This is a genomic window from Pseudomonas sp. Colony2 (assembly GCF_019382755.1).
Taxonomy (GTDB): domain Bacteria; phylum Pseudomonadota; class Gammaproteobacteria; order Pseudomonadales; family Pseudomonadaceae; genus Aquipseudomonas.
The window spans coordinates 7,003,498-7,016,838 of sequence record NZ_CP080030.1 but is presented as its reverse complement, the minus strand read 5'-3'; the positions used below and the strand labels follow the sequence as shown (position 1 = coordinate 7,016,838).

At 62.4% G+C, this 13,341-nt stretch carries 10 protein-coding genes; 1 reads left to right on the top strand and 9 read right to left on the bottom strand.

The genetic code is table 11. From position 1 onward, the window contains the following. The 9 genes from JV201_RS28925 to tssA all read right to left on the bottom strand — a co-directional run. A partial coding sequence (locus JV201_RS28925) for a type VI secretion system tip protein VgrG (RefSeq protein WP_219406315.1) occupies nt 1-1,607 on the bottom strand: 1,607 nt, incomplete at its 3' end. Nucleotides 1,608-1,765: 158 nt separating this feature from the next. Next, nucleotides 1,766-4,423 (bottom strand): type VI secretion system ATPase TssH, encoded by a 2,658-nt coding sequence (tssH, locus tag JV201_RS28920; RefSeq protein WP_219406314.1) that lies wholly within the window; start codon nt 4,421-4,423, stop codon nt 1,766-1,768. After that, a complete protein-coding gene (tssG, locus tag JV201_RS28915) occupies nt 4,416-5,459 on the bottom strand; it encodes a type VI secretion system baseplate subunit TssG (RefSeq protein WP_219406313.1) in 1,044 nt (347 codons plus the stop codon). Before tssG ends, tssH begins: the two co-directional genes overlap by 8 nt. Then, nucleotides 5,423-7,282 carry a type VI secretion system baseplate subunit TssF gene (gene tssF / locus JV201_RS28910; RefSeq protein ID WP_063033828.1) on the bottom strand — a complete coding sequence of 620 codons (1,860 nt, stop codon included), beginning with the start codon at nt 7,280-7,282 and terminating at the stop codon, nt 5,423-5,425. The genes tssG and tssF overlap by 37 nt, the downstream gene beginning before the upstream one ends. Next, nucleotides 7,279-7,794, bottom strand: coding sequence for a type VI secretion system baseplate subunit TssE (gene tssE, locus JV201_RS28905; RefSeq protein ID WP_003213348.1), 516 nt, complete (start codon nt 7,792-7,794; stop codon nt 7,279-7,281). Before tssE ends, tssF begins: the two co-directional genes overlap by 4 nt. Nucleotides 7,795-7,872: 78 nt before the next feature. Continuing rightward, nucleotides 7,873-8,361: a type VI secretion system tube protein Hcp gene (locus JV201_RS28900; RefSeq protein WP_003213345.1), complete on the bottom strand. Its 489-nt coding sequence runs from the start codon at nt 8,359-8,361 to the stop codon at nt 7,873-7,875. A 153-nt stretch (nt 8,362-8,514) separates the two neighbouring features. Next, on the bottom strand, nt 8,515-10,011 hold the full coding sequence (gene tssC, locus JV201_RS28895; protein ID WP_219406312.1) for a type VI secretion system contractile sheath large subunit: 1,497 nt from the start codon (nt 10,009-10,011) through the stop codon (nt 8,515-8,517). A 2-nt stretch (nt 10,012-10,013) separates the two neighbouring features. Then, the gene (tssB, locus tag JV201_RS28890; protein ID WP_003213340.1) at nt 10,014-10,520 is read right to left on the bottom strand and encodes a type VI secretion system contractile sheath small subunit; all 507 of its coding nucleotides are present in this window, start codon (nt 10,518-10,520) and stop codon (nt 10,014-10,016) included. A 54-nt stretch (nt 10,521-10,574) separates the two neighbouring features. After that, nucleotides 10,575-11,594: a type VI secretion system protein TssA gene (gene tssA / locus JV201_RS28885; RefSeq protein ID WP_087693721.1), complete on the bottom strand. Its 1,020-nt coding sequence runs from the start codon at nt 11,592-11,594 to the stop codon at nt 10,575-10,577. 403 nt (nt 11,595-11,997) lie between these two features. Here tssA and tagH point away from each other — a divergent pair, with 403 nt between their 5' ends. Beyond that, nucleotides 11,998-13,329 carry a type VI secretion system-associated FHA domain protein TagH gene (tagH, locus tag JV201_RS28880; RefSeq protein ID WP_023659289.1) on the top strand — a complete coding sequence of 444 codons (1,332 nt, stop codon included), beginning with the start codon at nt 11,998-12,000 and terminating at the stop codon, nt 13,327-13,329. Nucleotides 13,330-13,341: the final 12 nt, after the last annotated feature.

Genomic DNA, 13,341 nt, shown 5'->3' with positions numbered 1-13,341 from the left:
CCAATCGTCACCGTCTCGTCATGCCCGATGCTTTTGTTCCGGTCATGCCCCACCGAATGGCTTTCATCCACCTCTACCACGATGTCCTGATTACGCTCGGCATGGATGTACAGCTGCTCCAACCCCTTCTTGTCCTCCATGCGGATTTCATTGAAGTTGGCCGGCGTGCCGCCTTTGCTGGAGCGGCTTTTCATCCCGCTTTGGGTGGCGTTTTCCGGCAGGTCGTAAGGCACGGTCTGCTCGGCGTTGTACACCCGGCCGGTGATGATCGGCCGGTCGGGATCGCCTTCCAGGAAGCTCACAATCACTTCCTGGCCGATCCGCGGGACCTGCATCGAGCCCCAGTTTTTTCCGGCCCAGGACTGCGATACGCGAATCCAGCATGAGCTGTTTTCGTTGGACTGGTCGTGGCGGTCCCAATAGAAATGCACCTTGACCCGGCCATATTGGTCGGTCCAGATTTCTTCGCCCTTGGGGCCCACTACCAGCGCGGTCTGCGGGCCTTTGACGATGGGCCGGTAGGTGTTGGCCAGCGGGCGGAAACTCTGTTGTGCGTCGATGCAGGTGAGGGTGCTTTCGAACTGGGCCGAAGGCGCGCCACCGCCGCTTTCGAGGCTTTCCTGGGAGATGTAGTAGCGGGCGCCGACGATCAGGTATTCGCGGTTCTGGTCGCGGCGACTGAAGCCGGTGAGGCTGAACAGGTGGCCGGAACCCAGGCCGCGCGCATTGCCGCTGAACTCCACTTGTTCGTGCAGGGTTTGCAGGGCTTCGATGCGGGTGCGGGCGTAGTGTTCGCCGTCTTCGCTTTTGACGTAGGTGCCGGGGTAGTCGTACAGCGGGTAGTCGCCGGCGGTGTGCGGGCGCGGCATGGCCGAGCGCACGTCGATGCTCGCGCTGGGGCGCTGGAAGTCGTAGTCGTTGAGCTCAAGGGAGCCGGGCTGTACTTCCTGTGCCAGGTGCCAGTTGTGCATATGGTCGCGTTCGCGCTGCTGCTCGTCCTTGGGGTAGTAAGGCACCGAGGCGTAGCCGGGCACGTTGGCGTGGGCACCGTAGGCATCGGCCAGCACCAGCACGTGGCGGTCCTGCTCGTGGCGGAAGAAGTAGTAGATGCCTTCCTGTTCCATCAGGCGGCTGACGAAATCGAAGCTGGTCTCGCGGTACTGCACGCAGTATTCCCACTCGCGGTACGGCCGGCTCAGGGCGTCTTCGAAGTCGGAAAAGCCCAGGTCGCGAAACACCTGCTTGATGATCTGCGGGATGCTCAGGTTCTGGAAAATCCGGCAGTCGGAGGTGCGGCTCAGCAGCCACAACCACGGGCGCAAAGTCACCTGATAGCTGGCGAACTGGCCCTGGTCGATGTTCTGGCTGCAGCGGGCGACGATGCCGTGGAAGTGCCGCTCGCCACCGTCCGCCAGTTGCAGGTTCAGGCTCATGGGCTTGCCCAGCAACTGGTTGAGGTCGATGTTGGCGTCCAGCGAGGTCAGCTGCAGTTCGAAATTGAACAGCCGACCCAGCTCTTCGCCGCCACCCATTTCATTGAGCAGCAGCACATCCGGCCCCAGGGGGCTGGTGATCTTGGCCAGGCGTGAGGCTTGGTTGAATAACATCGGTTAACCCGTAAATAGCGTAATAACTGTAGGAACCGGCTCCAACTGTGGGAGCGGGCTTGCTCGCGAACGCGGTGAATCAGTCACCGGATGCATCAACTGATACGCCGTCTTCGCGAGCAAGCCCGCTCCCACAGTTTTGATCGCATTCCGTCAGGTCAATCGTTGAAGTCGTAGTGCAATTCGTTATCCCGTGTGCTGATCCGCACGCCCGCCAGCGCCTTGCCTTCGAGCATGCGGGTGAGGAATTCGCGGCTCATGTCCGGCAGCAGGCTGTTGGTGAGGATGGTGTCGATCATCCGCCCGCCGCTTTCGGTTTCGGTGCAGCGGGACACGATCAGGTCGACCACGTCGTCGTCGTAATCGAAGGCGACTTTGTGGGTGTTCTCCACACGCTTCTTGATGCGGTTGAGTTGCAGGCGGGTGATTGCCTTGAGCATCTCGTCGCTGAGCGGGTAGTACGGAATGGTCACCAGGCGGCCGAGCAGCGCCGGCGGGAAAATCTCCAGCAGCGGCTGGCGCAGGGCCTTGGCGATTTCCTCGGGCTCGGGGATGTTCGCCGGGTCTTTGCAGACCCGGGAAATCAGCTCGGTACCGGCGTTGGTGGTCAGCAGGATCAAGGTGTTCTTGAAGTCGATCACCCGGCCTTCGCCGTCTTCCATCACGCCTTTGTCGAACACTTGGAAGAAGATTTCATGCACGTCCGGGTGGGCTTTTTCCACCTCGTCCAGCAGCACCACGCTGTAGGGTTTGCGCCGCACGGCTTCGGTCAGCACGCCACCTTCGCCATAGCCAATGTAGCCCGGTGGCGCACCCTTGAGGGTGGACACGGTGTGGGCTTCCTGGAACTCGCTCATGTTGATGGTGATCACGTTCTGCTCACCGCCGTACATGGCTTCGGCCAGGGCCAGGGCGGTTTCGGTCTTGCCCACGCCGGAGGTGCCGGCGAGCATGAACACGCCAATCGGCTTGCTCGGGTTGTCGAGGCCGGCGCGGGAGGTCTGGATGCGCTTGGCGATCATCTGCAAGGCGTGGTCCTGGCCGATGATGCGTTTCTTCAGGTGCTGGTCGAGGTTGAGCACCGTCTCCAGTTCGTTGCGAGCCATGCGGCCCACCGGGATGCCGGTCCAGTCGGCGACCACCGAGGCCACCGCTTGGTAGTCTACGGTCGGCAGGATCAGTGGGGTTTCGCCTTGCAGGGTGCTGAGGCGTTGTTGCAGGTCTACCAATTGGGCACGCAATTGATCATCGCCGCTGTCCACGACACCGGATTTTTCACGCAACGTCGCACGGGTGGCGAGCAACTCATCCACCAGGGTTTTCTCTTCGGCCCAACGGGCTTCCAGGGTGGCCAGGCGCTCGCGTTCGGCGTTCAGCAGCGCTTCGCTGTTGGTCTGGCGCGCACCGATGGCGATGCCGATCGCGTGCTCGCGGGCGATGATTTGCAGCTCGGTTTCCAGTGCCTCGATACGGCGGCGGCTGTCGTCGACTTCTGCCGGCACCGCGTGCAGGCTGATGGCGACGCGGGCGCAGGCGGTGTCCAGCAGGCTCACGGATTTGTCCGGCAATTGACGCGCCGGAATGTAGCGGTGGGACAGCTTCACTGACGCTTCCAGCGCTTCGTCGAGGATCTGCACCTGATGGTGTTTTTCCATGGTCGAAGCCACGCCGCGCATCATCAGCAACGCCTTGTCTTCCGACGGCTCGGCCACTTGCACCACCTGGAAACGGCGGGTCAGGGCCGGGTCTTTTTCGATGTGCTTCTTGTACTCGGCCCAGGTGGTGGCGGCCACGGTACGCAAGGTGCCACGGGCCAGGGCAGGCTTGAGCAGGTTGGCCGCGTCACCGGTCCCGGCGGCGCCACCGGCACCTACCAGGGTGTGGGCTTCGTCGATAAACAGGATGATCGGTTTCGGCGAAGCCTGGACGTCTTCGATGACCTGTCGCAGGCGTTGTTCGAACTCGCCTTTCATGCTCGCGCCGGCTTGCAGCAGGCCGACATCGAGGCTGCGCAGTTCCACATCTTTCAGCGCGGGTGGTACGTCGCCGGCGACGATGCGCAGGGCGAAGCCTTCGACCACGGCGGTCTTGCCGACGCCGGCTTCACCGGTAAGGATCGGGTTGTTCTGGCGGCGACGCATGAGGATGTCCACCAGTTGGCGGATCTCTTCGTCACGCCCGACGATCGGGTCGAGCTTGCCGCTGCGGGCCTGTTCGGTCAGGTCGACGGTGAAGCGCTTGAGGGCTTCCTGCTTGCCCATCGCGCTCGGGGCCATGGCGCCGCTGGCCTCGCCCGGTACAGCACAGGCATTGAAGCCGTCGCTGGCACTCAGTGCATTCTCCGGCGAGTCGCCGACGTATTCGTCAAAGCGTTCGCTCAGGGCTTCGGCCTTGATCTTGTCGAACTCACCGGACAAGCCCAACAGCGCATGGCGCAGGCTCGGCGTCTTGAGAATTCCCAGCACCAGGTAACCGGTGCGCACCTGGCTTTCGCCAAACATCAGGCTGCCGTAGACCCAGCCACGCTCGACCGCTTCTTCCACATGGGACGACAAGTCAGTGATCGACGTCGAGCCACGGGGCAGGCGGTCCAGGGCTTCGGTCAGGTCGCGGGCCAGACGCGCCGGCTCGACATTGAACTGACGGATAATGCGATGCAGGTCAGAGTCCTGCAGTTGCAGCAACTGGTGAAACCAGTGGGCCAGTTCCACGTACGGGTTGCCCCGCAGCTTGCAGAACACGGTGGCGGCTTCGATGGCCTTGTAGGCCACGCTGTTGAGTTTGCCGAACAGTGCGGCGCGACTGATTTCACCCATGCTCTGGATTCCTTGAGGTGTTGGCGTGTTCGGCGTAATGCCGGGCCAGGATTAGGTCGTTGGCGTCATGCTCGGGTTGGCCGAGCCAGGTGTTGAAGCCCAGGCGGAACTGGCCGTTGAGTTGCAGGGCCGGCACTTCCGGTTGTTGCAGAACCAGGTTCAGGTCCCAGTCCATTTCGTGGCCCAGGTACTCGGCGACCCACGCCACCAGCTCGTTGAACGGCTGGCTACCGGGCAGCATGCCCATGTAGTCATCGAGCTTCAGCGGGCCCAGGCGAATGCGGAATTTATGCTGGCGGTCCCACACGTGGCTGCCCAGGCAAAAGTCCACGCCCAGCTGGTTGGCGCTGACACTCACGCGGCTGCGTTCGGGCAGCTCCAGCCATTGGCCGACGTACTCTTCGATCTCAACCGGCAGGCCGAAGTACTCGCCGAGAATCGCCTTCAGGCCGTCCGGATAGCGGGTTTGTGCCGACAGGTGGCCGCTGTAATGCAGCTTCGCCGTGTCGGGGATCAGGCCCTGGTTGAGCAGGCTCGGGGTGCCGCGACCGCTCAATGCGGCGAGGCGCGCCGACCAGTAGTCATCGTCCGGGCGGTCATGGCTGACGGTAGGCCGTGCCTCGGCCCAGGCACGATAAAACAGGGTCAGCAGGCGGTGGTGGAACACATCCAGGAAGCGCTTGCTGGTGCTGTCGGCGTTGTTGCGCTGGCGCTCACGCACGTACTCGGTGATGTGCAGCGGCAGCGGGCCGTTGGGGCCGCCGAGGCCGAAGAAGAACTGCTCCAGCCGTGCCGGCTGGCCTTCAGCCCCAGGTTCGACCGAGGCCAATGTGGCCGGCGCAAAGGTGCAATCGGCCTGCTGCCCGAGACGCAGCGGGTCATCCGCCAGGCGCAGGGAATGCCCCAGGCGTGGCAGGTCCGGCGATTCGCACTCGATACGCCGCAGCGCCTGGAAGAAGTCATATTCCCAGGGCTCCTGATGCATTGCATCCAGGGTACTCACAGGGTCGGACGGCGTCCGGGCTTGGCTTTCCATCGCATGATCTCGCCGCGTTCGGTGGTACGGATCACCGTCTCGGTAAAACTGTTGATCGACACGTAGCGTGCCAGGAACCGTTCAAACACCGCACCGAGCAGGAACACGCCGGTGCCGCGGAACGCGTTTTCATCAAATTCCAGAGTGATCTCAAGGCCGCGGCCAAACACGATCGGGCCGGGCATCGGCAGGCGCCGGGTCACCGCCTTGCTGCTGACTTCCCGCAGGCCTTCGATCTGCAATTGCAGGGCGGCGTCGTTGCTGTCGCCATACAGGCGCAGCAGTTCACGCAGCGCGGCGGCGCCCTGGCCTTGCTCGCTCAGCGACAGGTAGTTCAACGACAACTGGCTGATCAGACGCCAGGCCTTGGCGTCATGGGCATGGCTGGCGCGCGGGCGGCTTGGCCCGGCGACGCAGCGCACGGCCAATACCGGCGCACTGTCGGCCAGGGTGAAGTCGGTCTTGCCGTTGCCCACGCTCATGAACAGCGGCAAGTCGCGGTTAGTGCACAGTGCGGTCACGCCCAGTTGGCGCAGGTCATGGCGGTACGGGGCTTGCTGGGTGTCCACCAGGCTGACGAAGGTTTCGCTTCCCACATAGGTGGAGCGCGGCCCGTTGCGGCGCTGGTCGCTGGACAACACGCGGGGTTCGCGACGCACCGTGTAGTAAGCCTGGTCACGGCCATAGCGCGACGGATCGCGTACTGCATAGAACGGCAGGAACGGCTGCTCCGGTCCGGTGCCGTGGCCCGTGATGCCGCTCAAGGAGTGAATCTCGAAATCCATCGGTCGCGTGCGGTCGGCGATCACATGGTGTTCGTTGACCCGCTCGGACAAGTGAATCCGGTCCACACGCTTGGGAAACAGGTTGATTGCCGGGGTGCAGAACGGCACGAATTGCGCCTTGCCGACGCTGCCTTCCAGGCTTGGATCGTGACGGTCGAACAGCACGATCAGTTCCAGTTCCTGGCCGTCACAGCGTTTGACTGCACGGCTCAGTTCAGCGAATTCGACGAACAGAAAACGGTGGGGCAGGGCGAAGTATTCCTGGAGCAAGCGATAGCCCTGGAACGCCCGCGGCACCACCGGCATCGCCGCATCGGCGTCATCGAAACCCCGGGAGCGCAAGGCATCCGGCGGCAGGCGCTCAACCCAGTCACCACCGGGCTTGCGCGCGAACACCGCGCAGGCATTGCCCAGCAGTTGTTCGTAGAGGCGGAACGGTTGTTCGTCGGCACCGCTGAGGTACAGCGGCAAATTATCCAGCGCCAGGCTGTTGAACGGCAGCTCGGCGCCGGTACGCAAGGTCAGGCGCAGGCCGGCCTTGGCCTTGGGTTCGCTGGCAGCCAAACGCCCGAGCACGGCGGACGGGTTGCCGAAGTACTCGGCCTGGGCGACCTGCAACGGCCACAGCGTCACCGGGTGCGCGGTGCGGTACTCGCAGCAGGTCTGGGTTTCGCGGCCCAAGGCGGCGCGCAGGACGGTGTCGCGGGGCAGTGGAAAACCACTGGCCAGGGAGCCTTCATCGGGATCGGCCTGCAACTGCACCACGGTCATCGACGGGGTCGGCGCCAGGTAGTGCGGGTAGGCGATCTCCAGCAGGTTGTTGGTGAAGGTCGGGTACTCGGCGTCGAGCTTGAGCTGGACCCGGGCCGTTAGATACGCAAAGCCTTCGAGCAAGCGTTCGACGTACGGGTCGGCGCAGTCCATGCCGGACAGGGTCAGCCGACTGGCGATCTTCGGGTATTCCTTGGCGAACTCGGCGGCGCTTTCGCGCACGTGGTGCAGTTCCTGGTTGTACAGCTCCAGCAGGCGCGGGTTCATGGGCGTCTCCGCTGGTCGGCGTTGACCACACGCACATGGCCGGACTCCAGGTCCAGGTCGGTTTGCAGCAACAGGCGCAACGGCACCGGCTGCGCCCACAGGTCGCCTTCGATCTCGAAACTCAGGGCGTTGTGGTTCATCTCACCGTGGCCGACGCGTGCCTTGACCCGCAAGGTGTGGCGCAGGATGCGCGGCTCGAAGGTGGCGATGGCTTGTCGGATCAAGGCTTCCAGGGCGCTGATGTCGACACTGGAGACACTGTTGCCCGCCAGCGCCGGCAGCCCGTAATTGACCACCGACGTACCGGCAGGCGTGTGCAGCGTGGCATCGGCGTTGAGCAGTGAAGTGGTGTTGAGCAGCCACGTCAGGTCACGCAGCACCGAGGCTTTCAATTGGCTCAGGGACAGCACGCGTTTGTCGGCGCTTTCCTTAGGATTGGTCGGGTCATCGTCGGTCAACCGGTCCAGCAGGGACGGTTGCAGGCGATCGCGGGAAGCAATTTCAGTTACCACCAAAGCAGCTCCACGGACGGGTTGCGAGAGGAACAGGGGGCTTGCAGCCGCCACTTGGGGTGGCGGCTACAGGGGCAATCAGCGTTTGGTGTTGGAGCGAATGTTCCAGCCAAACTTGATCGCGCCGCCGTCTTTGGTGCCGTCGGCTTTCTGTGGCTGGTAGTCCACCATCACCTGGGCAAAGTTCAGGGTCACGTTTTCGGTCAGGCGATCATCGCTGCCCGAACCACCGGTGCTCAGGGAGGTGACCAGCACTTCTTCCAGGTTGATGATCATGTACTCGACCTGGCTTTCACCGCCGGCCTTGCGCACGGTCAGCGTGACCTTGTCGATGTGCTTGCCGCTCGCGCAGTGCATCATCAGGTTGGGCGAGGCCTTGTCGACGTACTTGGTCAGCGACAGGTCCTGGATGTTCACCTTGCCTGCGCCGCCACCACCGCCAACGTGCATGTTGCCGGACTGGGCCATGCCCCAGCTCCAGTTCAACACGTCGATTTCGTCCTTGTGGGCCTTGTCCATGGACTCGCCCTTGATGTCGCCGATCTTGATGAAAATATCAACAGCCATGTTTTCTCCCTGTGTGGTCTGAGCCACAGAATTTGTTAACGCTGATCGTTCCCACGCTCTGCGTGGTAACGCATCTTGTGACGCTCTGCGTCACTGGGACGCGGAGCGTCCCGGGCGGCATTCCCACGCGGAGCGTGGGAACGAGCGACGGTGTTACGCGCCTTTCGCCGAAGGCAGCTTCGATACCAGGCGCAGCGACACGGTCAGCCCTTCGAGCTGGTAGTGCGGGCGCAGGTAGAACCGGGCGTTGTAGTACCCCGGGTTGCCTTCGACGTCTTCCACGATCACTTCGGCGGCAGCCAATGGATGCTGGGCCTTGGTGGTTTCGGTGGAGTGCGCCGGGTCACCGTCGACGTAGTTGAGGATCCAGTCCTGCAACCAGCGTTGCATCTCGTCCTTCTCTTTGAAGGAACCGATCTTGTCGCGCACGATGCATTTCAAGTAGTGGGCGAAACGGCAGGTGGCGAACAGGTACGGCAGGCGCGCGGCCAGGTTGGCGTTGGCGGTGGCATCCGGGTCATCGTATTCGGCCGGTTTCTGCAGCGACTGGGCGCCGATGAAGGCAGCGAAGTCGGTGTTTTTCTTGTGCAGCAGCGGCATGAAACCGTTCTTCGCCAGTTCCGCTTCGCGGCGGTCGCTGATAGCGATTTCGGTCGGGCACTTCATGTCCACGCCACCGTCATCCGTCGGGAAGGTGTGGGCCGGCAGGTTCTCGACTTCACCGCCCGACTCCACGCCACGGATGCGCGAGCACCAGCCGAAGTGTTTGAACGAACGGTTGATGTTCACCGCCATCGCGTAAGCGGCGTTGGCCCAGGTGTACTTGGAGCTGTCGGCACCGTCGGTGTTTTCTTCGAAGGCGAAGGCTTCCACCGGATCGGTCTTGGCACCGTACGGCAGGCGCGCCAGGAAGCGCGGCATGGTCAGGCCGATGTAGCGCGAGTCTTCCGATTCACGCAGCGAGCGCCAGCCGGCGTATTCCGGGGTGGTGAAGATCTTGGTCAGGTCGCGCGGGTTCGACAGTTCCTGCCACGAGCCCATGCCCATCACGGTTGGCGAAGCGGCGGCAATGAACGGTGCGTGCATGGCGGCGCAGACTTTCGACAGCTCCCCCAGCAGCTCCACGTCGGGAGGCGACTGGTCGAAGTAGTAGTCGCCCACCAGGCAACCGTAAGGTTCGCCGCCGAACTGGCCGTATTCTTCTTCGTACATCTTCTTGAAGATCGGGCTCTGGTCCCACGCGGTGCCCTTGAATTTCTTCAGGGTCTTGTGCAGGTCCGGCTTGGAGATGTTGAGCACGCGAATCTTCAGCTGCTCATCGCTCTCGGTGTTGTTCACCAGGTAGTGCAGGCCACGCCAGGCGCTTTCCAGCTGCTGGAAATCCTGGTGATGGATGATCTGGTTGACCTGGGCGGTGAGCTTGGCGTCGATGGCGGCGATGATCGATTCGATCGACTTGATCGCGTCGTTGGACACCAGATCGGTCTGGGCCAGAGCCTGCTCGGCCAGGGTGCGCACAGCGGTTTCCACGGCTTCGCGGGCACGCTCGGTCTTGGGTTTGAATTCTTGCAGCAGCAGGTTCGCGAACTCGCTGGCTTCTTCGGTGGTACCCAGGATCTGGGTGCCTTCGCGGGCGGTATTGTCAGTCATGATTACTGCTCCCCTGCAGGCTTGGGCGCGCTGGCAAGTGCCTGAAGCAGTGCCGGGTCCTTGATCGCCTTCATGATGATTTCTTCAGCGCCGGTCTTGCCGTCCATGTAGGTCAGCAGGTTGGCCAGCTGGGTGCGGGCTTCGAGCAGTTGCTTGAGCGAATCGACCTTGCGCGCCACAGCGGCGGGGCTGAAGTCGTCCATGCTTTCGAAGGTGATGTCCAGGCTCAGGTTGCCTTCGCCGGTCAGCTCGTTGGGCACGTGGAACGCGACGCGTGGCTGCATGGCCTTGAGGCGCGAGTCGAAGTTGTCGACGTCCACTTCAAGGAACTTGCGGTCGGCCACAGGCGCCAGAGGCTCGGCGGGCTTGCCAGCGAGATCGGCCATCACGCCCATGACGAAGGGCAGCTGGACCTTTTTCTCGGCGCCGTAGAGCTCGACGTCGTACTCGATCTGCACCCGAGGCGCACGGTTGCGCGCGATGAATTTCTGAGAACTTTGCTTCGCCACGTTGCTGCTCCTGGTCGCTTGAGCGACGGTGTTGTAACTGCGCGATCCGTACGCTTATTCGCTGTCCGGCCCGCGCAGATTTTCAAATTGGGACATGCCGTCGGGAATCAGGTTGCGCACGATGGCCGCAAAGTCGGCGTGCACCAGATTCTTCGCTCGGTTCAACAGCACCGGCAGCGGGCTCGAAGGCTCGTGCCGGGTGTAGTACGCAAGGATCTTGTCGAGGCTGCGCAGCACTTCATCGCGGCTTGCGATGTCGCCGGTCGGGCGTGCTGCAACGGGCGCGGCGGCGTATTCAACCGAGGGGGCATTGTCGTCACTGACAACCTCGGGCTCGCTGGCGGCGCCGCTGTGCGGGGCGTATTGGTTAAGTATCTGCACGGCCTGCTTGAGCAGTTGCTTCAAGGGGCCGAGGTCCACGCCCTGGGCGGAACCGACCTGGTCGCTGACGTATTGTTCGATGGCCTCACAGGCGTCGCGGGCGGCGTTCAGCGCGTCGCGGGTGGCTTGCAGTTGCTCGGCATCGCTGTCGAGGAATGCGCCGTTAAGCTGTTCGGCACCGAGGTTTTCGCCGGGGAAACTCTGCAGCCCGCTGGCATTCAGCGCGGCGCGCAGGCTGACGGGCCCGAAGGTGCGCGAACGGGTGAGAATGGCCTCACGCAGCAGGCGGATGTTCGCGTCGCTGGCCACGCCGCTGAGGGCGTTGATGCGCACGGTGGGGTCGTTGTCGTCATCGGCATCCAGGCGCGGATGCAGGTCGGCCCAGTATTCGCGCAGCAGCGCGTTGATCAGCGCGAGTGCGTCGGCAAGCCCTGCAATGCCCTGGAGGGCGAGGGCGGCTTGCAACAGGAAATGGGTGATGCGCAGGTCTTTGCTGCGTTGCAGGAGGTCGAGACTTTGCTGCTGGATGCTGCGCCATTCCGGAGGTTCGGCAGGCAGGATCGAGTCGCCCATGCTGCGCTCGGGTTGACCCTGTGCGGCACGCTCAAGATGCAAGTAATCGGCGTCATATTCCAAGTCTTCGCCACAAGGCGAAGTCGCGGAAACGGCGGCGAGCAGCAGAGGCACATCCACTAAATTCGATCTCCCTATCAGCCCGTTAGATGACGGGCAACTCATGCATTAGTTGCGCGAGGAACTTTGCATGTTTTCTTGGTCTTATTTAGCGCTTTGACATCATGCCGATTTCAAAGTGCCATCATTGGTGTTCAAGAAGTTGTGCATTTTTGGTGTAGTACTTATGCCTTGTCAAGGTAAGCTATTCGCCCTCTATGACAGATGTGCGGTGCTTAACATCTTGTGCGACTGATCAGTCGAAGCAGGTGCCGAGGCAGGATTTTTGTCATACAGGCCGGTTAAGATCAGCAATTACGCGGGTTGAAGCAGGCTTTCAAGGTTTTGGAAGGATCTGTCGTGGATCTCTCGGAGCATTTCTCCCAGGGAACGGCCGCGCGCGAAGTATCAGCAAGGAGGCAAGATGTCGCTGTGCTTGACTATCACTAGTTATCACAAGATTACCCCTGGCCAGTGTTCTGAAAAGTCCCTGGACCAGGGAGTGATGGCTATTGGCCGCGGTTCCGAAAATGACTGGGTACTGCCTGATCCAGAACGTCTTGTTTCCACGCAACATTGCGTTATTCAGTACAAAGATGGTCGTTACTACTTAACTGATAACAGCACTAATGGAGTTGAGTTAGTGCATGCCGGTATTCGTTTGCGGCGGGGAAGCAGCGAGCCATTGCAGGACGGCGAACTGATCCGCATCGGCGATTACGAGATCCAGGCGCGTATCGATTTCAACCTGAAAGTGACAGATACCCCGTCTTTCACCGGTGACGCGTCCAACAGTTTCGAAGCCCTGATGGGCGCCGCCGTGAAGGCCCCGACGCCACCTCCGGTGATCGCGCCGCAGTTCCAGGGCGCCTCGTCGATGGACACCCTGCCGGACCTGTTCGACTTCCTCGCGCCCACCAGCGTACCGCCGGCCACCGTGCACGATCACGTGCCGGCCGAGCAGCACGACTTCCGCCCGCCGACACCGCTGCCCGTGGCTGAGCCGCCTGCGCCGGTGGTCTCGGGCTCAGTAATCCCCGAAGACTGGGATCTGTTCGGCGATGCCCCGGCACCCAGGCCTGTTGCACCGCCGCCGCCAACACCGCCACAGCCGCCGGTCATCGAGCCGCCCAAGGTCGAGCGCCCGCTCCCGGTGGCTGATGCCAGCCAGCCCGACCTGTTGCAAGCCTTCCTGCGTGGTGCGGGCCTCGATCAGTTGCGCCTGGACAAGGCCCAGGCCGAAGCCCAGATGGAAAGCATCGGCCGCAGTTACCGGCTGATGGTCGAAGGCCTGATCGACGTGTTGCGTGCCCGCAGCAGCCTCAAGGGCGAGTTCCGCATGCAGCAGACGGTGATTCAACCGGTGGAAAACAATCCGTTGAAATTCGCCCCGAATGCCGATGAAGCGCTACTGCTGCTCCTACGCCACAGCAATCAGGCGTTTATGGCACCGGACTTGGCCGTGCGCGACAGTTTCGACGATCTGCGCGCCCACCAACTGGCCGTCATGGCCGGGGTCGAAGCCGCCATCAAGCACCTGCTGACGCGCTTTGAACCGGCGCAGCTCGAAGAGCGCATGGGCAAGCCCGGCGGGCTATCGAGCATTTTCAACGGCTCGCGCCAGGCCCAGTACTGGCAGCAGTTCACCGAGCTCTACAGCAATATTTCCCGCGAGGCCCAGGAAGATTTCCAGGACCTGTTCGGGCGTGAATTCAGCCGTGCCTACGAAGCGCACAGCAGCCGACAGCGTCACTAACAACGCAGTACA